A 21,568-nucleotide genomic window follows, 5' to 3' on the forward strand; every position below is an offset into this window, starting at 1 on the left:
TCGAAACATTTCGTATACGAAATGTTTCCTCACGAAGAAAAATTATAATCCCCTGCAACGGCATTGTCAACTTAAAATGCTTGAAAAAACGGCTTCCTCTTATCCTTTGCTCTTCGGCTGTTTTTAGCCGTTTTTTGCTGATGGCAATAAAAAAGCCCGGCGCAAGTGAGTTTACTTGCGCCGGACCTTGGATCATGTTTTCTAAAAAATAGAAATCAGCTCTTTTGTATAAGAATGGCGTTCTTCCGCCCATAGTTGCTCCCGACAGAACTCGTCGACCAGTTTCCCTTCCTTCATGACTATGATGCGCTGGCTCATTTTTTGCACAGCGGCCAGGTCATGGGAGATAAATAAATAAGAAAGACCGAGTGTGCGCTGCAGCTCTGTTAATAAATCAAGGACAGCTCCCTGGGAAAGTACATCAAGGCTCGCCGTAGGCTCGTCTAACACAATCAGCTCTGGTTCAATGCTGATCGCCCGGGCGATTGTAACCCGCTGTTTTTGTCCGCCGCTTAATTCATGAGGATACCGGTTTGCCAAATCCTCTGGCAATTCAACCGCCTCTAAAAGCTGTTTAACAAACGCTTTTTTGGACGTATACGAAAAGTGGGCAAGCTTCAGCTCTTTTCTGTACTGTTCATACGGGTCAATGAGAGAATCCTTTATTTTCAGCTTTGGATTCAAAGCAGCCGACGGATTTTGAAACACGATTTGCATTTGTTTTCGGTAAGGATACAATTGGCGTTCGGTGTGCCTTTCAATTGCTTCGCCTTTAAAACGAATAGAGCCGCTGTCAATCGACTCTATTCTCAGCAGGCACCTAGCCAATGTACTTTTGCCACAGCCGCTTTCCCCTACAAGCCCAAGACATTCGCCTTTATCTAATTCAAAAGACACGTTATTTACAGCCGTTTTTCCTCCGCTGTATGATTTCATCAATTTCTGTACGGCAAGAAGCTTCATGCTTTCCCCTCCTCCTGTAAACCGGATGGCAGGCGGTGGTCAAGCACAGGCGCCGCCTTGATTAACTGCTTTGTATAAAGGTGCTGCGGATGATCAAGAATACGGTGCTTTCCTCCTGATTCAATGATTTCGCCTTCTTTCATGACGGCAATCCGGTCCGCATAACGTCTTACATGGCGCCAGTCATGTGTAATAAACAAAATGGCACAGCCAGTTTCCTGCTGCCTCCTGGCAAGCAGCTCTAAAATCTGATTCCCGGATACGCTGTCGAGCGCGGTGGTGATTTCATCGGCAATCACCAAATCGGGAGCCAGCAAAAGAGCCGTCGCAATCGATACGCGCTGCAGCTGGCCGCCGCTCAGCTCAAACGGATAGCGTCCGGCCAGCTCCTCACTTAAACCGACGGATTGAAGTGCTTCCCTCACTCCAGCCATACGGGCTTGCGGCGAATGAATGCCATGGGCTTTTTGGTATTCATCGAGGTGCTGGCCAATCGTGCGAAATGGTGTGAAGGAGCCCTGGTAATCTTGAAAAATATAAGACAGCTTCCGGCCGCGGACTGTCCGCATTTCTTTTTTGGACAGCTCCAATACATTTTGTCCGTTAAAAAAAATGTTTCCTTCTACATTCAAGCCAGGGGCAAGCATTTGCCCAACAGCTTGTGACAGGATGCTTTTTCCGCTGCCGCTCTGCCCAACAAGAGCAAACCATTCTCCTTTTTGAATCGCGAGGGAAACGTTTTGCACGAGCTTTTTCTGCCTGCTGCCAATCGTTACCTGCTCAACGGATAAAATCATGACTGCCCCTCCTTTTTTACATCAAAGCGATCACGCAAATAATCACCCAGCATATTCGCCAGCAGTACAACAAGGACAATCGCAAGGCCCGGATAGATCATTAAAGCCGGCATCGATTGAAAATACGGGCGTGCATCATTCAGCATAGCTCCCCATTCCGGCGTTGGCGGCTGGGCACCAAGACCGATATAAGATAAGGAAGAAATCAGCAAAATAATTTTGCCAAGGTCGAGGCTGGCCAGTACAAGCACGTTTCCTGCTATGTGCGGAAACAAATGTTTACACATAATTTTTCGTGCGGACAGCCCATTAATCCGGGCAATGAGTACGTATTCCTTTTGTGATTCAGATAAAACCGTGCTTCGAACAAGCCGGGCATAGCTGACCCATTTCACCATCACAATGGCGAGCACAAGGTTGCCGATTCCCGGTCCAAGCAGCCCGCTCAACACGATCGCCACGATCGTGTCCGGAAAAGCTAAAAAACCATCGGCAATCCGCATAAAGACGCGGTCAACCCAGCCCCGCTTGAAGCCCGCAATCAATCCGAATGGAATCCCGATGGCGAGAGCGGCAATCAGAGCTAAAAAGCTGGAGCCGATTGTTTGCTGCCCTCCTAAAAAAAGCCTTGTTAATACATCACGGCCAAGGTGGTCGGTGCCGAGCGGATGCTCCAGGCTCATTCCCTGCAGCCGGCCGCTCATATTTGTCAAAGTCGGATCATGCCGCAAATGAAAGAAAGCATACAGGGTACCTGCCAGCACAGCGGCCAGGATCAAAACAGCAGCAGCTCCCTGCCAATTGTGCTTTTTTCCTTTTGGCAGTTGTATAGAAAAACCTCTCATCATGGTGTGTTCCTTTCTTTTAATTTCATTTCCGGATTCAAATACCGATACGAGACATCCACGCATGTATTCACCACAAACACGATGACGGCCATGACCAAAATGTATCCTTGTATAAGCGGATAATCACGCTGGCGTATCGCATCAACGACCATTTTTCCAACACCGGGATACGCAAACAACACTTCAATCACCACAACACCGCCAATTAAGCTGCCTAAACTAACGCCAAACACCGTAATAACAGGCGGAAGGGTGTGTCGCAGCGCATGAACGAAGAAAATGCGCCCTTCTGACAGCCCCCTCGCTCTTGCGGCACGGATAAATTCCTGACTAATCGATTCAAGCAGGCTGGAGCGAAGCAGACGGACGTATACACTTGAAATCGCCAGCCCAAGTGTAACCGATGGCAAAACCAATGACATAAACCCGTCTCTCCCCATCGTGGGCAGCCAATTCAACTGAACACCAAACAAATGAATCAAAATCAAGCCAAGCCAAAAGCTCGGAATCGCCGCTCCGACAATAGATGTAACCCGGCTTACATGGTCGATCCAGCTATCCCGGTAAAGAGCTGACAGGGAGCCAAGCGGAATCGATACGATCAGCATCACGAACATGGATCCGGCTGCCAGCTCAAGAGTAGCAGGAAGGCTCATCGCAATCATGTCTGCCACCGGCTGGCCTGTCACATAAGACTGTCCAAAATCAAGCTGAATAAAACGAAAAAGCCAAAGCCCGTATTGAACGAGCAGCGGCTTATTAAACCCCATATCCTCCCGCAATGCTTCTACTTGTTCCTGGCTTACAGAAAGCTCATCCACATTCAAGATCGTTAACACGGGATCACCCGGCGCCAGACGAACAAACAGAAAACTGATAAAAGTAATAAACAGCAGGAAAAGAGTTACTTCAAGAAATTTACGGACAAGAATCTGAAGCATTTATTTCACATCCAATTGGTTCGTTATCATATAATATTCGCTCCGAGTTGTGACCCAGTTTTTCACTTTATCATCGTTATACGCGACAATCGTGGACGGGTGCAGCACAAAAGAATTGATCACATTCTCATGCACATAATCCGCCGCCTGCTCTGCCAGCACTGCACGTTTCTTCTGGCCGACTGTTTGATTAAGCTTGTCAATAATTTTTGTCAGTTCCGGTTCTTCTGCACCGCTGAAATTCAAAGCACCTTTCGGATGATACGTTGCGTTTAAATAATAGCCGGCATCGCCACGCGGCGCTGTTAAATTACTGTATGTCGCCAAATCCCAGTCACGGTTAGACGCCATATATTCTTCCGGAATTTCAATTTGCTTAATTTTTACGTCGATGCCAATTTGTTTCGCATCAGATTGAAATACCTGTGCAATAAGCGGCAGGTCAGCCCTGGCGCTGTATGTGAGCAGCTCAAATTGAAGCGGCTTCCCACCCTTCTGCATCTTTCCATCCTTCAGTATGTAGCCTGCTTTCTGCAAATATTGCACAGCTGCATCCGGACCGGATGGCGGGCGTTTCTCATACGTTGGCGCAAATGGCAGAGATGGCAAAAACGGCCCTTCTGCCGCTTCTCCGTAGCCTAACAAAATCGTATCGACAATCTCCTGGCGGTCAATCAATGCATCAACCGCCCGGCGTACATTGACATCTTTTAAACTTTCACGCTGCATATTCATCGTCATTTGATGAACACGGAAGGTCTCCGTCGATTCTACTTTCATGCCAGGCTGTGCTTTCAATGCCTTCAGGCTCTCCACCTCCGGCCGGTAGACAATATCGACCTGCCCGGATTGCAGTGCCATGGAACGCGCATTGGCATCTTCGTTAAACGAGAATGTAACCGAGTTCAGCTTTGCAGCCCCGTCCCAGTAGCCATCATAGCGCTTAAGCTCAAGCCGGCTTCCCGGAACAAAGGACGTCAGAGCAAAAGGTCCCGTACCGACCGGTTTATTGACGATGTCTTTTTCCGACACATCAATGATGGATACATTTGGATTCACCAGTTCAGAAATAAATTCAGGAAATGGTTCTGTATTTGAAATGCGCAATGTATAGCCGTCTGCTTCCATTTTGTCGATCTTTAATGCATTTTGAACAGCTGTGCTTTCTGTCAGTGCCCGCTCCAGAGAAGCTTTTACTGCCTTCGCATCCATTTTCTTTCCGTTTTGAAAGGTGGCATCTTCGCGCAAGTGAATCGTCCAGTTTTGCCCGTCTGTACCTTCCCAGCTTTTTGCCAGCCATGGCGCGATCGTTAACTTCTCTTCATCAAGCCGGACAAGCGTTTCCGTTATACCGGCTCGCAGCGGAACGTAGCTTGAATCAACATGTGGATCTAAAGAATTGGTTGAGAAATTATAAAGAAAATGAATGTGCTTGTCTTCACTTGTTGACGCCGTCGTACTTGATGAAGACTGTCCGCAGGCTCCCAATAAGCCAAGACAAGCCGCTGCTATTCCTATCTTCAACAAGCCTTTCCATAAAACACTCTTTCTTCTCATCTTTACTGTCTGCACCCAACATCCCCCTTATTTCGTAATCATTACGTTTTAATATATCGTAATCATTACGTTTTATCAATAGCATTGGACAAAAAAGAAAAACAAATCTATACTCTCTCCCCTTCCGCCAAATGGAAAATAAAGTATAACTTTTTTAAAAATTTTGGGAATAAAGGAAATTTACTCATACAATGAATCTAGCATTTGCATAAAATAATGAGACAGGGACAAAGGAGGGATCAAGAACGATTCTACTATTTTATTGATATAAGCAGTAAGCAGAGAAATTTGATAGGTGGAAATATCATAAATATGTTTAAGGAGCTGATTCGTTTGTATGCAAACTATTATATTTTTAGGCAGTAATAAGTCCGGTTCCAGCCGTGAGGCCTTAAAAGCAGCGAAAAGCCTCGGTTATTTTATTGTTTTACTGACAGATAGAGAAAAATGGATCAAGCAGCAGCGGGAAGAATTTACGGACGTACATCAAATGATTTATATGAGCAGCTTAACGGACAAAAAAGCGATTCTGAAAAAAATTTCCTGCTTAAAAAAGCAGGGAAAACAAATCAAGGCCTTTATGAGCTTTATTGATCCACTGGTAAGCCTTGCAGCCGACATTTCCCGGGAATTAAATCTTGCCGAGCTTTCAGTAGAGGCACTTTTTAATATGGAAGATAAAACAAGGTTTCGGGAAGTATTAAAAGAAAACCAAGCCTCTCCTTTTTATGCCGTTTGTTCGATTGAGGAAGGCGAAGAAAAGTTAATCAGCACATACAGCCGCTATCTTCCTTTCATTATAAAATCCCCTGTGTCTAACGGCTCTAAAGATGTTCTTCTCATTTCTTCACAGGAACAATTCAAAAAAGCGATAAGACGTTTTCAAAAACGCTATCCCGGGGTTCCCGTTCTCATTGAAGAATACCTTGACGGCCCTCAATATTTAATTGAAGTTCTCGTCAAAAATTCGCATCTTCACATTGTGGCAGTTATTGAACAGGAAATTACCAAGTTCGATCGTTTTATTATTACAGGCTATAGCCTGCCAGCTCTATTGCCAAACCAGGCATGCAAAAAACTGCATGCGGCAGTAAAAAGCATTTTAGAAGATTTGAAGCTTTCAAACGGAACATGCCACCTGGAAATGCGGTTTGTAAAAGGAGAATGGAAATTAATCGAAATCAATCCCCGTATTTCAGGCGGACCCGTTAATCAGGCCATTTTCGCAGCCACTGGTATTAACCTTGTGAAAGAAACGATAAAACTGAACCTTGGTGAAGAACCGATGCTTATACCTCTTAAAAGAGAATTTGCTTTCGTTCAAATGGTAACCGTTCCTTCCAGCGGAAGATTGGTGAAAGTGACTGGCAAAAACAGAGCAAAAGATTATGAAGGAGTGAAAGAAGTGTATATCAAGCCTAGAAAAGGCATGTTTCTTACACCGCCTCTTTCGATGGGACACAGATATGCTTATGTTTTAGCCAGTGCGCGTCAATCAAAAAAAGCAAAACAAATAGCCCAAAAAGCAGCAAAAGAAATCACGTTCGTTTTAGAACCAGAAGAGGGTGATCAAACATGACACTCCTTGGAATGCTTCATCACCGTAAATCACCGCATCCTGTAAAAAGAGCCTATGAATATGCAGCCGTAGCGAAAATGGAAGGCATTGATTTTGTTTATTTTTCTTATCGCTCCGTTGATTTCGGCAGAAAAAAGATTACCGGATGGGTTTATCAAAACGGCAGCTGGCTTCAAAAAGAAGTAAGATTTCCCGATTGTATTATTAATATAAGTGCCCCTAGGACTGAAATGCAGTCTGAGGTTAGAGAAAAGCTAATCGAATATATTCCTTTTGTCAGCCACTCCATTGGGAGCAAAATGTATGTGTTTGAAAAAATTAAACAAGGAAAAGAGTTTTCCAGACACCTGATCCCTACATTAAAAATTTCCTCTGCTGAAGAGGTCTACTCCTTCCTCAGCCAGTGGAAAAAAGCCGTTATCAAACCGAGTTCAGGAAGCAAAGGAAGAAATATTTACTTTATTACTCTTTTAAACAACAAGCACGTTCAATGCCAGTATGGAACAGAGAAAGAAAGTCTGTCCCAGGAAGAATTTAATGCGCTGATCGAAAGCCTCGTCACGGAACAAATATATATCATTCAGCCATATATAGAATGTAAAACGAAAGCCGGTCTCGCTTATGATTTTCGCTTGCATGTCCAAAAAAACGGAGAAGGAAAATGGGTTATTAATCTTATCTATCCGCGGATCAGCGGAAACAGCAGGCTGACCAGCAACATTAGTGCCGGGGGATACTGGGGCGACTTTATCCCTTTTCTCAAAGAACAATTTGGCGATGATTATTTTGAAATGAAACAGCTGCTGGAGTATTTCGCCGTCTCCTTTGCCAGCCATTTTGAAAGCCTTTATGAAGGAATGTTGTTTGACGAACTTGGCATTGATGTAGGAGTCGACCAACACAAGCAATTATGGCTCTTTGAAGTAAACTGGCGCCCGGGAACGACCGGACGCGACTTCTCCGTCGCCCAGAACGCGATTCCTTACGCCCGCTACCTCGCCCATCAGCGTCATTAACTTTTTTCGACACGGTTAAAGCTGTTAAGGAGAGCAGGATTCGGTAAAACGAATCTCCCCTCCCTCAGCCATTTATTCTAAAAGCAGATCTTATTTTCTAATGACCGTTCAGCAGCTTATCAATTGAAGAAGGCCTCTCATCTGTTTAATAAACGGATGAGAGGCCTTCTTCAATTAAATCGTATAATCTTACCAAACAAATAAACCAACAAACATGGCACTCAAAAGTGAAACCGCAATTCCGCTCACTAAAAGCTTCCACACGTTTTTTCCGATGATCCGGGACTTTTCATCGCCCATGATTGAACTGATTGTTCCATAAATCATCCCGACCGTACTAAAGTTTGCAAAAGAAGTTAGAAATGTTGTCGCTACTGCAACCGTATGAGGCTGCAAAGAATGGAGATTTTTTTGCAGATCCATCATAGCCACAAATTCGTTTGTAGCAAGCTTGATTCCCATAAGCTGAGCAACGTACATCGCATCATGGCCGGACAGGCCGAGAAGAAAAGCAAACGGACTGAAAATAACAGAGAAAATCTTTTGGACAGTCAGCCCTTCTATCAAAAATCCTAAGATGCCATTTAAGCAGGCCGTTAACGCAACATAGCCGATTACCATTGCCAAAATGACGATCACCATTCGCATCCCGACAAGCATACTATTCGAAATGGTCGAGAAGAAATCGGTTCGTTCTTTTTTCGAAGGAACATAAACAATGTCTTCCTCTTTGCTCACTTCTATCGGATTTAAAACGCTCGCAAGCAGTAAAGCATTCAAGCAGTTTAAAGGAATCGCCGCAAAAACATATTCTCCCGGAACCATGCTTAAATAAGCTCCGATAATCGATCCGCTGATACTGCTCATGCTCATAATGCCAAAGGTAAGCAGGCGATTCTCGTTCAGTACAGCAAGCTGCTGCCGGATCACAGCCAGGGCTTCCGTATTTCCGAGAAACATCATCTGCAGTGAAAAAAAGCTTTCAAGCTTAGGCAGCCCTGACACCTTGGAAATTACCCAGCCTACTTTATCAATAATCCATGTCAGGATACCGAAGTAGCCAAGAATGTCGAAAAAGGCCACGATAAAAATAATGGGCATTAACGCACTAAAGAAAAAATCAACTGTAGGATTTGCCATCACAGACGGAAAAGCAAAAGAAATCCCCTCGTTTGCACAGTTTATGAGAAAAGTAAAAAACGAAGCAATTTTATCAATGACCCATGCTCCGATTTTCGTTCCAAGCATAAACCAGGTAATGAGCAGTTCCACAATGATTAAAGCAACAATGGAACGCCACTTTACCTGTTTCTTGTTGGGAGAACAAAGAAATACCAGGCCAAAAACCACTAGAATCCCAACAATATTTAATAAAAAAAACACACTAACAACTCCCTATATAGGATTCCCCGTACAAGTAAGCCTATCGTTTCACCCACAGCTACAGGCTGAAGCATGAAAAATAAGAGTTTCGGAAATCCCATTCAATACAGTGATCCACAAAGAACCCGTATGAAAGAAATAGTCTGCGTGCTTTCTCTTCGTTTGTTCATACTTCCCTGTAGTCCGGCATTTATGGCTGCCGGGTAGAAACTATCAGACCATTTCACTGATATTATACAAGGATCATTTTTTAGACTTGCTCATTTTATAACAAACGACAGAAAGCGACAATGTTTTCAGTAGAAGTTGCAATTATTTTACAACTATTAATACTTAGAACATTCAGTATAAAAAGAACGAATGAGAAGGCTGATGGAGAATGGTCCTTTCACAAGATTTTCAAATGTTAGAGGATATATCATTAAAAATGTTGTTTAAAACAAATGAGTCATGTAAAGGACGAAGGTTATTTGTTATTCTAATAGATATGCAAATCAGGCAGTTTAGGAGTGGATAAAACCATGAACAAAAAAGACATCGCACATATTCGGAAACAATTCAAAGCAGATAATGATTTACTTAAAATCTCTGACATTTTTAATGTGTATATTATGAAGGAATCAAGCGACATTTATCACCACCAAAGCCAGCTCTTTGAAATGCTTGACCAGGATCAGCAGGAGTTATTTATGAATAACTTCAAAAAACTACTCGCCGGCCAATTGGATGAGAAACTTTTTGAGTTAAAATTTCAACGGGAAGCAGAACATAACAGCCAGCTTATTTTACATCAAGGATTATTAAGCGCTGATGTAGAGAGCTGGAAAGAGCAAATGCTTCAAATCGTCGGCAAAATGCTTGCACTTCGGCAATATGAGAAGGATATTGTCGTCACATTTATTCGCGGAGAGTATTTCAAGCCAATGAAACGCCGTAATCAAGAAGCTGAAGAAAGCGAACGGGATACCGTTTATTCGCATCCATTTATTTTATGCAGCATCAATAACACACAAGAGCCGAAAAAAGAACTGCTTTTTGACTATGTTGAAAAAGAGTTCAAATATCATTTTGTCCTTGATCCTATTATTAATCTTAATACCCCCCTTTCAGGCTTTCTGTTTCCCTGCTTCACCGATAATGCAGCAGATGTTAATCATATTCTTTATTCAGCAGGCAAGGTCCATGAGCCCGATCACTCGTTCATTGAAGACGTATTAAACGGGGAAGAAACGATGACGGCAAAAGATGATAAAATCGTTTTTGAAGAAATCATTAAAGACGTAACCGGAGATCAGCTGAGCCCATCTACACTCTCTAATGTGTACGAAGAGATTAACCGCATGATCGAGGAAAATGAAGAGGAAGAACCGCCAAAATTAGATTCCAAGGACGTAGAACGGGTTTTAAAGATGAGCGGCCTTGAAGACATCAATTCGGAAAAAATTGAATCAGCCTACCAAAAAATAATCGATGACGACAAGTATGAAATCAAAGCCAGCAGTATCCTGCCAAAATATACGTCAAAATCCATTAAAATCAGCACGAAAGCAGCGAACATTTCAATCAGTCCACAGGATTTGGGCTATGTAAAACAAATTCTTTTTAACGGTAAACGCTACCTCATGATCGAAGTCGAAGAAGATACCGTGATTGAAGGCTTTACGATGATTCCAGAAGCTCTAGGCGGCGACATAGATCAATAATAGATAAATGTGCCAGGTACTGCAATGATGACGTTGGGTACCTGACAAGCATATAGGACGGGTCTAAGATTTCTTAAGAGTAAGAAGTTTCAAACCCGTCCTTCTTTCTCGTAATTTTATTGAACAAACCTGAATGAACATTTTAACTGATTTATCTTATTACAATTTGTTATATACAAACGGGTATACCCCGAATGAACATCAACTTTTCGAGTTATAATAAACTTCTAATTATGGCTCTTACTTTAATACTTTAGTCGGGGGTACTCTTTATATGGCTTACCAAAAAGATAATACAAATGACTACGAAGAAGCACCGTTTGCAGCTGGAATGAATTTCGGTCTTGAAGAAATAGAACCTTTTTTAAAAGGGTTATCTTCTTCAATACTGGATTCAGGTTTTAGTCAAGACGAAATCAATACTATTCAAGCTGAAATTAACGCTATAAAAGAAGACAACGAAGAAAAAGAAATCGGAACCTTTAATGTTATTTATAAAGGGCAACAGACAAAAATACGGATTCAAGCTGAAATTCATATTGAGGATGTTGAAAAAGAAGTTGTTCTATATATGTTTAGTATTCAAGAATTAGTTGATCTAATAGACGAGGAAATGCTGAAAACTGAAGACGAAAGAGATATATAAGCAAAAGCAGAAAGAAGCCGGGATGAAGGTTTTACCCTCCATCCCGGCTTCTTCTACTTACGGCTGGTCAAGGTGAAAAGGAGCTTGAAAGGTGTTTTAAATGCGTTTAACACGCCCATTAAAAACAGCAGCCCAATTGCTGCCTGGCGCCATACTAACAATTAGTACTCGACTATGTCTGAATGACCTTCTTGTTCTCTTTATAAATTTCAATACGGACTTCTACTTCAGGAAGACTAAGAAGTAATTTAATTTTTGACTATGAGTTTTTTTAAATAAAAAGAAAATAAAAAAGCGTCAAACCTTGATGTATCAAGGTTTGACGCTTTTTTCGGGGGATGATATTACATCATGCCGCCCATTCCACCCATGCCGCCCATGTCTGGCATGCCCATGCCGCCGCCTTCTTCTGGCTTGTCTGCTACAACTGCTTCTGTTGTTAGGAACAGAGCTGCTACAGACGCTGCGTTTTGAAGAGCATAGCGTGTTACTTTTGTTGGGTCTACGATACCTGTTTCGATCATGTTTACCCACTCGCCTGTTGCTGCGTTGAAGCCAACGCCGACTTCTTCGCGCTTCAAGCGGTCTACGATAACAGAACCTTCAAGGCCCGCGTTGCGTGCGATTTGACGAAGTGGCTCTTCTAGTGCACGAAGAACGATTCTTACACCTGTTGCTACGTCGCCTTCGCCTTCTACTTCAGCTACTTTGTTGTATACGTTGACAAGAGCTGTACCACCACCGGATACGATACCTTCTTCAACTGCTGCGCGCGTTGCGTTCAACGCATCTTCAATGCGAAGTTTGCGCTCTTTTAATTCTGTTTCAGTCGCAGCACCGACTTTGATTACGGCTACGCCACCCGCTAGTTTTGCAAGACGCTCCTGCAGTTTTTCACGGTCAAATTCAGAAGTTGTTTCTTCTAATTGCGCACGGATTTGGCTTACGCGGCCGCCGATGTTTTGAGAATCGCCAGCGCCTTCAACGATTGTTGTGTTTTCTTTTGTAACGACTACTTTCGCTGCGCGGCCAAGCTGTGTAATGTTTGTTGTTTTCAGATCAAGGCCAAGCTCTTCTGTGATCACTTCGCCGCCTGTCAGGATCGCAATATCTTCAAGCATAGCTTTACGGCGGTCACCGAAGCCTGGTGCTTTAACTGCTACTGCGTTGAATGTACCGCGAAGTTTGTTCACAACAAGTGTTGCAAGTGCTTCGCCTTCTACATCTTCAGAGATCAATAGAAGCGGCTTGCTTTGCTGTACAACCTGCTCAAGCACTGGAAGGATTTCCTGAATGCTTGTGATTTTTTTATCTGTGATTAAGATGTATGGATTGTCTAAAACAGCTTCCATTTTATCAGAATCTGTGATCATGTAAGGAGATGCGTAACCACGGTCAAACTGCATACCTTCTACTACATCAAGCTCTGTTGTAAAGCCTTTTGATTCTTCGATTGTGATAACGCCGTCGTTTCCAACGCGCTCCATCGCTTCTGCGATCAATTGGCCTACTTCTTCGTCAGCAGAAGAAATCGCTGCTACCTGTGCAATTGATTCTTTGCCTTCGATTTGTTTAGAGATGTTTTGAAGCTCTGTTACAGCTGCTGCTACCGCTTTGTCCATTCCTTTGCGGATGCCGACTGGGTTAGCGCCTGCTGTTACGTTTTTAAGACCTTCACGGATCATCGCTTGCGCTAGAACCGTTGCAGTTGTTGTACCGTCACCGGCTACATCATTTGTTTTGCTTGCTACTTCTGCTACAAGCTTCGCACCCATGTTTTCAAACGCGTCTTCAAGCTCGATTTCTTTAGCGATTGTTACACCGTCGTTTGTAATAAGTGGAGAACCGAATTTTTTCTCCAATACAACGTTGCGTCCTTTCGGTCCAAGCGTTACTTTTACCGCATCTGCAAGCTTGTCTACACCAGCAAGCATTGCGCGGCGCGCGTCTTCACTGAATTTAATATCTTTAGCCATGTTAAAAGTGCCTCCTTTAAATGATGGTTCTATTAGTCGTTCATTTTAAATGTTAAATTAAGCCGCTTTTTGCAGATTGTTAGCCAATTACAGCTAAAATGTCATTTTCGCGGAGCAATAAGTAGTCGTTTCCTTCAAACTTTACTTCTGTTCCTGCGTATTTTGAGAAGATGATGCGGTCGCCTTCAGCAACTTCAAGTGCTACACGCTCTCCGCTGTCAAGCACACGTCCTGTACCCACGGCCACAACTTTTCCTTCCTGTGGCTTTTCTTTTGCCGAATCTGGAAGTACAATTCCGCTGGCTGTTTTTTCTTCAGATTCTACTAGCTCAATTACTACGCGGTCACCTAGTGGTTTTAACAAGTGAAACCCTCCTCAAAAATGGTTGAATATATTTTTATTAGCACTCTACTCTAATGAGTGCTAACACAATTATTATAATAAAGGATGCCCTATCCTCTTTGCAAGCAGAAAGCGGAAAAATTTTCAGACTCCTTATTTGAAGCGGCTTTCTTTCAATAGTACAATAAAAAGAAGAACGCCGGACGTTGCGTTTTTTCTATCAGTAAAGGGGTTTTTTTGTGAAAAAAGAATACGGGTTCATTTTGATTACGTACATTGTCATGCAGCTTTCCGCTTTTGTCGGTCAGCCGCTTCTGTACGAGGCAGGACTCATTGCGGGAGTAGAGACCGACCGTCTGAAAGCGCTTGTCCCAGGTTCCTGGACGGTGATCGCATTTGCGCTGGCAACGGCGATTGTGCTGCTTATTTTATGGCGTTCTACGTATCGAAACTCCATTGAACGTCAGGCACCTGTTCCTCCTGGCTCTGCAATGGTTTGGGCTATACTTGGTGTATTTATGGCGTTTGCTGCCCAGTATGCGGCCATCATGGTTGAAACGTTTCTTCTCGGCATCGAGCCGGGATCGCAAAACACACAGGATATTATTGAGCTTGTCCAGGGAGTGCCGGTTGTGGTCCTGGCTGTAGCGGTATTTGGACCGATTTTAGAGGAAATTGTGTTTCGTAAAATCATTTTCGGCTCGCTTTATAACCGAATGCCGTTTTTCTTTGCGGCTTTAATCAGCTCGCTTATTTTCTCTGTCGCACATATGGAGCTGGAGCACACAATATTATATGCAGCAATGGGCTTTACATTCGCTTTTCTTTATGTAAAAACAAAACGAATTATCGTACCGATTGTCGCGCACGTGTCGATGAATACATTTGTTGTGCTGATGCAGTATGTGTTTGCGGATGACATTCAGAAAATGATCCGCAAAGCAGAGCAGATGGAGCAGCTGTCCCAATGGATCAAGTGGTGGTAAGGGGGAAATCGTGTGCAGTCTTATTTAACAAGAGGCATTTTTTTTAGTGTCCTTGGTGCTTTTTTTGTTCTTTTTGCCATTCAGGATGTAAATGCAAATGGGTTTGGTCCCTTTACATACCTGCTGATTCTGCTGGCTACTATGGATATTGGCACAGGCATCCGCCTTATCTTTACCCATATAAAACGGCAAAAAAGCCAAAAATAAAATCCGTCCAGGTTACTGGGCGGATTTTTCTTCGTTTTCTGCGGTGAAGGCTTCTGCCTGCTGCGCTTTTTTGAAGCCGATTCTTGAAATCCATACACTCACTTCATAAAGTACAAAAAGTGGTATGCTCACTATGGCAAACGACATAATATCAGGCGGAGTGATGAGCGCCGCGATAATCAGCAGAACAAAATAAGCGTAACGCCGAATCTGTCCTAACAGCTGTGGAGTGACAATGCCAAGCCTTGTTAAAAACAAAGTAATGACCGGCAGCTGAAAAAGGAATCCAAACGGAATCGTGGTTTGAAATAAAAAGTGAAAATATTCATTGATGCCGATTACCTGTTCAATATTCAAATCGCCAGACAGCTTCATCATAAAATGAATAATGTAGGGAAACAACACAAAATAGGAAAACCAAAGACCGCCAAGAAACAGCAGTATGGACGCCGGAATATAGCTGAGCGTAACCCGGCGCTCCCGTTCATGAAGGCCCGGACTGACAAATGCCCAGAGCTGATATAAAAGAACCGGCGAAGTTAACACAATTCCAATCACAAAAGCCATTTGAAAATAAACTTTCAGCGGATCGGTTACACGAAACGCATTCATCGTCAAGGCAGCCGCTTCATCTGCATGCTGCAAATACTGGATGATCGGCTTGGCCAAAAACAGCCCGCCGATTGCCGCAATAAAAAAGAAAACAATCACAATGATGAGGCGCTTGCGCACTTCTTCTAAATGTTCATATACCGTCATGTCCTGCTGACTCATTTGTCTATCATCCTAACATTACTTGGACTCTTTTTTGTCCTCTGTCCGTTCTTCATCATCGGCCAGTCCTTTTGTTGAGTTTTTAAACTCACGAAGTGTATCCCCTGCTGCCCGTCCGAGCTCCGGGAGCTTTTTCGGTCCGAAAATCAAAAGTGCTGCCGCGCCAATCACAACCATGCTTCCAATCCCTGGCATTGGCATCCGCCTCCTTTTTCCTAATCATAACTGATTTAAGAACGCAATACTATGATCATTTTTCGACAGATTCATCCGGATAGTTTTTCAGGAAATAAACGAGCGATTGCAGCTCAACCGCCAGGTCAATGTGATGCACCCGAATCTCAGGCGGCACATTTAGTCTTGCGGGTGTAAAGTTTAAAATCCCTTTAATATCTGCTTTTACCAGCCGGTCCGTAATGGACTGGGCCGCTGCCTGCGGAATCGTTAAAATCGCGACTGGCACTTCTAATTCAGATAATACCATTTCTAATTCATCCATATGATGAATGGGCACGTCTCCAATTTTTTGATTGACCTTACTCTCTTCAACGTCAAAAGCCACCAGAATCTTTGTATTGTTGTTTTTTAAAAAGTTATAATTTAAAAACGCTGTTCCTAAATTTCCGACACCAATAAGCGCTACATTGGTCACTTCATCCTGATCAAGGGTTTTGCGGAAAAAAGACAGCAGATAGCTCACATTGTATCCATATCCTTTTTTGCCAAGTGCGCCAAAGTATGAAAAATCGCGGCGGATTGTGGCCGAGTCTACTTTTACTGCTTCACTCAGCTCTGCCGATGACACCCGCTGTTTTCCGGAAGAATGCAGGTTTTGAATAAATCGATAATATAAAGGCAGACGCTTTGCCGTCGCCTGAGGTATTTTCATCGAATCGTTGTTCATTTTTTTCCCTCCAAGGTGATACCGCTTCCATGTTTGTTTTCTTTTCTTAATACAATCATAAATCTTTGTAGCGTTTTTCACAAGAACCGCTTCTTTTTCATTGCCCAAGGCGCTGAGCTCAAGTAAAGTGGAAGGTGAGGTGAAAAACAATGATTCTTCTACAAGTACAGCAGCTTTCGAAATATTATGGAGCTGAACTGATTTTATCTAATATTAAGCTTGAAGTGCAGACAGGCGACCGCATTGCTCTTGTTGGACGTAACGGAGCCGGCAAATCGACTCTGCTGAAAACGATTGCCGGACAGCTTTCTTATGAAGAAGGCGCCATTATGAAGCCAAAAGACGTAACCATCGGCTATCTGGCACAAGATACCGGGCTTGAATCGGACTTATCTATTTGGGATGAAATGAACAGTGTATTTGACGGCCTGCGCGAAATGGAACAAAAGCTGCGGGCACTTGAAGCCAGCATGGCCGATCCTGATGTGTATGAAAATTCTGCCCGCTACAACCAAGTCATGACTGCTTACGATAGTCTGCAAAATGAATTTAAGGAAGCAGGCGGCTATCAATACGAGGCTGATCTCCGGTCGGTCCTGCACGGATTTCGTTTTCATGATTATGACTATGATACTCGCATTTCCACGCTGAGCGGCGGACAAAAAACACGCCTCGCCCTTGCCAAGCTTCTTTTAACAAAACCGGATATTTTAATTCTCGATGAACCGACTAACCACCTTGATATCGAGACACTTTCCTGGCTTGAAAACTATCTGCAAAGCTATTCTGGTGCGATTTTAATTGTCTCGCATGACCGCTACTTCCTCGATAAAACCGTTAATCAGGTATATGAAGTATCCCGTCATAAAATCCGCCGTTTTACCGGTAACTACAGCAAATACTTAACCCAGAAAGCCGAGCAGTTTGAACGGGAAATGAAGCAATATGAAAAACAGCAGGAAGAAGCCGCAAAGCTGGAGGAGTTTATTCAGCGAAACATCGCACGTGCCTCTACTACAAAACGAGCGCAAAGCCGGCGCAAGCAGCTTGACCGCATGGAAATGATGGCTCGGCCGGACGGAGACGAAAAGCCGCCGGGCATGCTGTTTGATATCGATCGTCAGAGCGGCAGTGAAGTACTGCATGTAGACCATGCATCGATAGGCTACAATGGTGAAAAAATTGGCGCAGATCTGTCTTTTTCCGTTACACGCGGTGATAGCATCGCCCTTGTCGGACCAAATGGAGCCGGCAAGTCGACCCTGCTCAAATCCATTACCGGTGCTCTTCCGCTGATTGGCGGCGATATTCGTCATGGAGCTGGAGTGGAAATCGGCTACTACGATCAGGAGCAATCTCATTTGAACCGGGCTAAAACCGTGCTGTCTGAACTGTGGGATGACTATCCGGGCACACCGGAAAAAGAAATTCGTTCGATACTAGGCACGTTTCTGTTCTCAGGAGATGACGTCTTAAAGCCAGTAGCTGCTCTTAGCGGAGGCGAAAAAGCGCGCCTTGCGCTGGCCAAGCTGACGATGCAAAAGGCCAATTTCTTAATTCTCGATGAGCCGACGAACCATTTGGACCTCGATAGTAAAGAAGTTCTTGAAAACGCCTTGATCGATTATCCGGGTACTCTTTTATTCGTGTCTCATGACCGGTATTTTATTAACCGGATTGCTACAAAAGTGATTGAGCTCGACAAAGAAGGCGTAACCGTCTATTTGGGTGACTACGATTATTATGTAGAGAAAAAAAATGAGCTTGAGGAGCTCGCTGCGCTTGAAGCAGACGAAAAAACAGTCACAAAAGCCCAGCCGGCATCAGCGGATTCTTATAAAACAGATAAAGAACAGCGTAAAAAAGAACGGCAGCGAGCGCGGCGGATTGAAGAAATCGAAACAGAAATTGCCGCTCAAGAAGAAAAAGTAACAGAAGCAGAAGAATTGCTTTGTCTGCCTGAAGTATATGAAGATCACGAAAAATCGCTGGAGCTGCAGCAGCAGCTTGATCGGGCAAATGAAGCGATTGAACAGCTTATGACAGAATGGGAAGAATTGCAATCTGAGTAAATAAGAGGCTATCCACAGCCTCTTTTCTTTTTATCCACATAAAAACATCGAATACTCTGTTTATTGCAAAGGTTTCCACAGATTTATACACATTATCCACAGGTTGTGGAAGAATTTATCCCCTTTATACACAAAAAAGAGGCATTCCAGCCAGAATGCCTCTTTTTTAAAAAGCTTCAATATCTAAGCCGGGATGACCATTCATATCCATCCCATCTCGTTTTCCCTGCTCGAATAAAATCGTGCCTGCTGCTGCAATCATCGCCGCGTTATCTGTACATAAAGACAGTGGCGGAATCACAAGCTCGATGTTTTTAAAATCAGCAAAAGCATTTTCTAAAGAAGCACGAAGTCCTTTATTGGCCGCAACGCCTCCAGACAATAGCACTTGCTTTACTCCATACTCTTTAGCAGCACGGATCGTTTTTTCGGTTAATACATCGACAACACTTGCTTGAAAGCTTGCCGCCAGGTTTTCCGGCACAATCTCTTCCCCGCGCTGCTCTGCATTATGAACCGTATTAATAACCGCTGATTTTAAACCGCTGAAGCTGAAATCGTAAGAACCCTCTTCAAGCCGGACACGCGGAAGCTTGTACGTATCTTCTCCTTGAGCCGCAAGCCGATCAATATGCGGACCCCCTGGATAAGGCAGGTTTAGTGTACGTGCTACTTTATCGTATGCTTCACCTGCTGCATCATCGCGTGTTTCACCAATAACTTCAAATGATCCATGTTCCTTCATATAAACGAGCTCCGTATGTCCGCCTGAGACGACGAGAGACAAAAGCGGAAACGCCATTTCCTTCAGCAGACGATTTGCGTAAATATGTCCCGCAATATGATGGACACCAATAAGCGGCAGGTTGTGGGCAAAAGCGATTGCCTTTGCAGCATTTACGCCAATTAATAGAGCACCTACAAGGCCTGGACCTTTCGTCACAGCGATTGCATCCATATCTTTAAACGTCAGACCTGCCTGTTCAAGTGTTTCGTTCAGTACAGCAATAATTTGTTCTACATGATGGCGGGAAGCAATTTCAGGCACAACACCGCCAAACCGCTTGTGGCTTTCAATTTGAGAAGAAACAACATTCGCCACAATTTCTGTACCATTTTTTACAATGGCCGCCGCCGTTTCATCACAGCTCGTTTCAATTCCAAAAACATATGTGTTTTTTTCCATTATAAATTCACCCACATTACTAAAGCATCTTCCTGGTTGTCGGTATAATATTGCTTCCGGATTCCACCCGGCTGCAAACCGAATTGTTTATACAATGTCATTGCTGCTGTATTGCTGACGCGAACCTCAAGTGAAAGAACAGCTCCACCGTACTCCCTTGCTTTTTGGATCATAAAACCAAGCAGTTTTTTCCCATATCCTTTTCCACGGAATCGAGGCAAAATCGCGATATTGGTAATCTGCACTTGATCGTACACAACCCACATTCCGCAATAGCCGATAACATTGCCCTCTTGTTCGACCGTATAATAATGAGCATAATCATTTAATGCAATTTCTCTTTCAAAGGCTTCTTTTGGCCAAGGAAGGGAAAAGCTTGCCTGCTCTACTTCGAGCACAGCCGGAATATCTTCTATTACCATTGGGCGGATTACTGCCTCACTCACGGCCTGCCGCCTTCTTTTCATTTGCCTCAATCCACTTAGCTTCTGCTTCAGCAAGACGTGCATAATTTGGTACAACCTCTGTCGGGTTACTTTCCACTGCCGCCCCGAGCGCTAAAAGAGCAGCCGGGCGGGTATAAGGAACGGCTCTGCCAGCAAATACAGCCTGCTCACCCATTTGTTCAGCAATTACTTTCTCATGAATTTTACTTTCTTGCCCCACAAATAAAACCGGCTCCTTTTGAAGAAGCAGCTCTGTGCACCATTCCGCCACCGAAACATTCCGATCTTCCAAAACGGGCTGAACCGCGCCATTTGACAAGCGGTATAAACCCGTGAAAATGCGTCCACGCCGCGCATCAAAAACCGGGCAGACAAGTCCATCTACCACGGGAGCTGAAGCAGCCAGTGAAGCGAGACCAGAAACGGCAGCCAATGGAATATTTAATGTCCAGGCCAACGTTTTGGCGATTGTTACACCAATACGAACTCCTGTATATGAGCCCGGACCATTTGTTACAATAATCTTTTCCAAATCTTCCGGCTTTATGTCTGCTTCATTCATTAACGTTTGAATAGCCGGCATTACCCGGATAGAATGATTCTTTTTCACATTTGTTACCTGCTCTGCCAGAATGACGTCTCCATCTGCGAGACCGATCGACAGCGTATAAGTAGAGGTATCAATCGCTAATGTTTTCAAATGTATTCACCTTCTCAAGAATGCGGACATATCGATCCCCATTCAGTGTTAATTGTACTTTTCGCTGCCCTTCTACACCAGTGTGGAAGAGATTGATTTGTATGTACTCTTCCGGAAGCTGGTCTGCGATTAAATGGGCCCATTCCACGACCGTAATGCCATTACCGTAAAAGTATTCATCAAAGCCCAGATCTTCTGATTCTTCCCCTAGCCGGTAAACGTCCATATGGTAAAGAGGATAGGTGCCTTCATATTCTTTGATGATGGTAAATGTTGGACTGTTTACATTTTTCGTGACACCTAATGCTTTTGCCAAATGTTGGGTAAATGTTGTTTTTCCCGCTCCTAAGTCGCCTTCAAGCAGCAAGACGTCGCCTGGACGAAGCGTATCAGCCAGCGCACTGGCAAATGCGCTCATTTCTTCCAAATTGTTTAACGTCCATGTATAAGAAGATGTCATGTGTCCGCCTTCTTTCCTCGAAAAAAAACCTTAGGATAATGATGATCCTAAGGTTTCTGATTGTATCTTTATTATATCGAA

22 protein-coding genes and 1 riboswitch are annotated in these 21,568 nt (G+C 43.7%); of the genes, 7 read left to right on the top strand and 15 right to left on the bottom strand.

Features of this window, described 5'->3' with window-relative positions; all coding sequences use genetic code 11:
* Positions 1 to 201 precede the first annotated feature (201 nt).
* Genes RRU94_RS23120 through nikA form a run of 5 tightly spaced genes read right to left on the bottom strand, consistent with a single transcriptional unit; the run spans position 202 to position 5,106 of the window.
* Complete coding sequence (locus tag RRU94_RS23120; protein WP_315693198.1) at positions 202 to 963, bottom strand: ABC transporter ATP-binding protein; 762 nt, start codon at positions 961 to 963, stop codon at positions 202 to 204.
* Positions 960 to 1,760 (bottom strand): ABC transporter ATP-binding protein, encoded by an 801-nt coding sequence (locus tag RRU94_RS23125; protein WP_315693199.1) that lies wholly within the window; start codon positions 1,758 to 1,760, stop codon positions 960 to 962. The genes RRU94_RS23120 and RRU94_RS23125 overlap by 4 nt, the downstream gene beginning before the upstream one ends.
* Positions 1,757 to 2,605 (bottom strand): nickel transporter permease, encoded by an 849-nt coding sequence (nikC, locus tag RRU94_RS23130; protein WP_315696110.1) that lies wholly within the window; start codon positions 2,603 to 2,605, stop codon positions 1,757 to 1,759. The genes RRU94_RS23125 and nikC overlap by 4 nt, the downstream gene beginning before the upstream one ends.
* Positions 2,605 to 3,549 (bottom strand): nickel ABC transporter permease, encoded by a 945-nt coding sequence (nikB, locus tag RRU94_RS23135; protein WP_315693200.1) that lies wholly within the window; start codon positions 3,547 to 3,549, stop codon positions 2,605 to 2,607. Before nikB ends, nikC begins: the two co-directional genes overlap by 1 nt.
* Positions 3,550 to 5,106, bottom strand: coding sequence for a nickel ABC transporter substrate-binding protein (nikA, locus tag RRU94_RS23140; protein ID WP_315696112.1), 1,557 nt, complete (start codon positions 5,104 to 5,106; stop codon positions 3,550 to 3,552).
* Between the two features lie 337 nt (positions 5,107 to 5,443).
* On the opposite strand from nikA, the gene RRU94_RS23145 reads away from it, so the two are divergent.
* Both RRU94_RS23145 and RRU94_RS23150 read left to right on the top strand, forming a co-directional pair.
* Complete coding sequence (locus RRU94_RS23145; RefSeq protein ID WP_315693201.1) at positions 5,444 to 6,685, top strand: ATP-grasp domain-containing protein; 1,242 nt, start codon at positions 5,444 to 5,446, stop codon at positions 6,683 to 6,685.
* Positions 6,682 to 7,701, top strand: a complete 1,020-nt coding sequence (locus tag RRU94_RS23150) for a YheC/YheD family endospore coat-associated protein (protein ID WP_315693202.1) — start codon at positions 6,682 to 6,684, stop codon at positions 7,699 to 7,701. Before RRU94_RS23145 ends, RRU94_RS23150 begins: the two co-directional genes overlap by 4 nt.
* Before the next feature lie 189 nt (positions 7,702 to 7,890).
* On the opposite strand, the gene RRU94_RS23155 is transcribed toward RRU94_RS23150, so the two are convergent.
* Complete coding sequence (locus RRU94_RS23155; RefSeq protein WP_315693203.1) at positions 7,891 to 9,084, bottom strand: nucleoside transporter C-terminal domain-containing protein; 1,194 nt, start codon at positions 9,082 to 9,084, stop codon at positions 7,891 to 7,893.
* Between the two features lie 159 nt (positions 9,085 to 9,243).
* Positions 9,244 to 9,344, bottom strand: a riboswitch (purine riboswitch).
* A 261-nt stretch (positions 9,345 to 9,605) separates the two neighbouring features.
* Here RRU94_RS23155 and RRU94_RS23160 point away from each other — a divergent pair.
* A complete protein-coding gene (locus RRU94_RS23160; protein WP_315693204.1) occupies positions 9,606 to 10,787 on the top strand; it encodes a DUF4317 domain-containing protein in 1,182 nt (393 codons plus the stop codon).
* A gap of 274 nt (positions 10,788 to 11,061) precedes the next feature.
* Positions 11,062 to 11,433 carry a hypothetical protein gene (locus RRU94_RS23165; protein WP_315693205.1) on the top strand — a complete coding sequence of 124 codons (372 nt, stop codon included), beginning with the start codon at positions 11,062 to 11,064 and terminating at the stop codon, positions 11,431 to 11,433.
* A gap of 344 nt (positions 11,434 to 11,777) precedes the next feature.
* Here the strand turns inward: RRU94_RS23165 and groL are convergent, their stop codons facing one another.
* Complete coding sequence (gene groL / locus RRU94_RS23170; protein ID WP_242237726.1) at positions 11,778 to 13,409, bottom strand: chaperonin GroEL; 1,632 nt, start codon at positions 13,407 to 13,409, stop codon at positions 11,778 to 11,780.
* 79 nt (positions 13,410 to 13,488) lie between these two features.
* Entirely contained in the window at positions 13,489 to 13,773 is a 285-nt protein-coding gene (groES, locus tag RRU94_RS23175; protein WP_050184120.1) for a co-chaperone GroES, read from the bottom strand.
* Between the two features lie 218 nt (positions 13,774 to 13,991).
* Here groES and RRU94_RS23180 point away from each other — a divergent pair, with 218 nt between their 5' ends.
* Complete coding sequence (locus tag RRU94_RS23180) at positions 13,992 to 14,738, top strand: CPBP family intramembrane glutamic endopeptidase (protein WP_315693207.1); 747 nt, start codon at positions 13,992 to 13,994, stop codon at positions 14,736 to 14,738.
* Between the two features lie 12 nt (positions 14,739 to 14,750).
* Positions 14,751 to 14,945, top strand: a complete 195-nt coding sequence (locus RRU94_RS23185; protein WP_242237722.1) for a YdiK family protein — start codon at positions 14,751 to 14,753, stop codon at positions 14,943 to 14,945.
* 12 nt (positions 14,946 to 14,957) lie between these two features.
* On the opposite strand, the gene tatC is transcribed toward RRU94_RS23185, so the two are convergent.
* From tatC to RRU94_RS23200, 3 genes are read right to left on the bottom strand one after another with little or no spacing between them, the layout of a single operon-like run.
* The gene (gene tatC / locus RRU94_RS23190) at positions 14,958 to 15,719 is read right to left on the bottom strand and encodes a twin-arginine translocase subunit TatC (RefSeq protein ID WP_315693208.1); all 762 of its coding nucleotides are present in this window, start codon (positions 15,717 to 15,719) and stop codon (positions 14,958 to 14,960) included.
* 18 nt (positions 15,720 to 15,737) lie between these two features.
* Positions 15,738 to 15,914, bottom strand: coding sequence for a twin-arginine translocase TatA/TatE family subunit (locus tag RRU94_RS23195; RefSeq protein WP_242237718.1), 177 nt, complete (start codon positions 15,912 to 15,914; stop codon positions 15,738 to 15,740).
* Positions 15,915 to 15,969: 55 nt separating this feature from the next.
* Positions 15,970 to 16,623, bottom strand: a complete 654-nt coding sequence (locus RRU94_RS23200; protein WP_315693210.1) for a redox-sensing transcriptional repressor Rex — start codon at positions 16,621 to 16,623, stop codon at positions 15,970 to 15,972.
* A gap of 149 nt (positions 16,624 to 16,772) precedes the next feature.
* Here RRU94_RS23200 and RRU94_RS23205 point away from each other — a divergent pair, with 149 nt between their 5' ends.
* Positions 16,773 to 18,695, top strand: coding sequence for an ABC-F family ATP-binding cassette domain-containing protein (locus RRU94_RS23205; protein WP_315693212.1), 1,923 nt, complete (start codon positions 16,773 to 16,775; stop codon positions 18,693 to 18,695).
* A 166-nt stretch (positions 18,696 to 18,861) separates the two neighbouring features.
* Here RRU94_RS23205 and tsaD read toward each other — a convergent pair whose 3' ends face one another.
* Genes tsaD through tsaE form a run of 4 tightly spaced genes read right to left on the bottom strand, consistent with a single transcriptional unit; the run spans position 18,862 to position 21,487 of the window.
* Positions 18,862 to 19,881, bottom strand: coding sequence for a tRNA (adenosine(37)-N6)-threonylcarbamoyltransferase complex transferase subunit TsaD (gene tsaD / locus RRU94_RS23210; RefSeq protein WP_315693213.1), 1,020 nt, complete (start codon positions 19,879 to 19,881; stop codon positions 18,862 to 18,864).
* Positions 19,881 to 20,327: a ribosomal protein S18-alanine N-acetyltransferase gene (rimI, locus tag RRU94_RS23215; RefSeq protein WP_315693215.1), complete on the bottom strand. Its 447-nt coding sequence runs from the start codon at positions 20,325 to 20,327 to the stop codon at positions 19,881 to 19,883. The genes tsaD and rimI overlap by 1 nt, the downstream gene beginning before the upstream one ends.
* Positions 20,320 to 21,027, bottom strand: coding sequence for a tRNA (adenosine(37)-N6)-threonylcarbamoyltransferase complex dimerization subunit type 1 TsaB (gene tsaB / locus RRU94_RS23220; protein WP_315693217.1), 708 nt, complete (start codon positions 21,025 to 21,027; stop codon positions 20,320 to 20,322). The genes rimI and tsaB overlap by 8 nt, the downstream gene beginning before the upstream one ends.
* A complete protein-coding gene (gene tsaE, locus RRU94_RS23225; RefSeq protein ID WP_315693219.1) occupies positions 21,008 to 21,487 on the bottom strand; it encodes a tRNA (adenosine(37)-N6)-threonylcarbamoyltransferase complex ATPase subunit type 1 TsaE in 480 nt (159 codons plus the stop codon). Before tsaE ends, tsaB begins: the two co-directional genes overlap by 20 nt.
* Positions 21,488 to 21,568 lie beyond the last annotated feature (81 nt).

Source organism: Domibacillus sp. DTU_2020_1001157_1_SI_ALB_TIR_016 (genome assembly GCF_032341995.1).
Classification (GTDB): domain Bacteria; phylum Bacillota; class Bacilli; order Bacillales; family Domibacillaceae; genus Domibacillus; species Domibacillus indicus_A.

What these genes read in the sequence shown, in the direction of transcription:
- tsaD (WP_315693213.1), bottom strand. Translation starts at nt 19,881, where the DNA reads ATGGAAAAAAACACATATGTTTTTGGAATTGAAACGAGCTGTGATGAA.
- RRU94_RS23200 (WP_315693210.1), bottom strand. Translation starts at nt 16,623, where the DNA reads ATGAACAACGATTCGATGAAAATACCTCAGGCGACGGCAAAGCGTCTG.
- RRU94_RS23125 (WP_315693199.1), bottom strand. Translation starts at nt 1,760, where the DNA reads ATGATTTTATCCGTTGAGCAGGTAACGATTGGCAGCAGGCAGAAAAAG.
- groL (WP_242237726.1), bottom strand. Translation starts at nt 13,409, where the DNA reads ATGGCTAAAGATATTAAATTCAGTGAAGACGCGCGCCGCGCAATGCTT.
- nikA (WP_315696112.1), bottom strand. Translation starts at nt 5,106, where the DNA reads ATGAGAAGAAAGAGTGTTTTATGGAAAGGCTTGTTGAAGATAGGAATA.
- tsaE (WP_315693219.1), bottom strand. Translation starts at nt 21,487, where the DNA reads ATGACATCTTCTTATACATGGACGTTAAACAATTTGGAAGAAATGAGC.
- tatC (WP_315693208.1), bottom strand. Translation starts at nt 15,719, where the DNA reads ATGAGTCAGCAGGACATGACGGTATATGAACATTTAGAAGAAGTGCGC.
- nikC (WP_315696110.1), bottom strand. Translation starts at nt 2,605, where the DNA reads ATGAGAGGTTTTTCTATACAACTGCCAAAAGGAAAAAAGCACAATTGG.
- RRU94_RS23160 (WP_315693204.1), top strand. Translation starts at nt 9,606, where the DNA reads ATGAACAAAAAAGACATCGCACATATTCGGAAACAATTCAAAGCAGAT.
- RRU94_RS23150 (WP_315693202.1), top strand. Translation starts at nt 6,682, where the DNA reads ATGACACTCCTTGGAATGCTTCATCACCGTAAATCACCGCATCCTGTA.
- RRU94_RS23195 (WP_242237718.1), bottom strand. Translation starts at nt 15,914, where the DNA reads ATGCCAGGGATTGGAAGCATGGTTGTGATTGGCGCGGCAGCACTTTTG.
- RRU94_RS23120 (WP_315693198.1), bottom strand. Translation starts at nt 963, where the DNA reads ATGAAGCTTCTTGCCGTACAGAAATTGATGAAATCATACAGCGGAGGA.
- RRU94_RS23165 (WP_315693205.1), top strand. Translation starts at nt 11,062, where the DNA reads ATGGCTTACCAAAAAGATAATACAAATGACTACGAAGAAGCACCGTTT.
- RRU94_RS23205 (WP_315693212.1), top strand. Translation starts at nt 16,773, where the DNA reads ATGATTCTTCTACAAGTACAGCAGCTTTCGAAATATTATGGAGCTGAA.
- RRU94_RS23145 (WP_315693201.1), top strand. Translation starts at nt 5,444, where the DNA reads ATGCAAACTATTATATTTTTAGGCAGTAATAAGTCCGGTTCCAGCCGT.
- nikB (WP_315693200.1), bottom strand. Translation starts at nt 3,549, where the DNA reads ATGCTTCAGATTCTTGTCCGTAAATTTCTTGAAGTAACTCTTTTCCTG.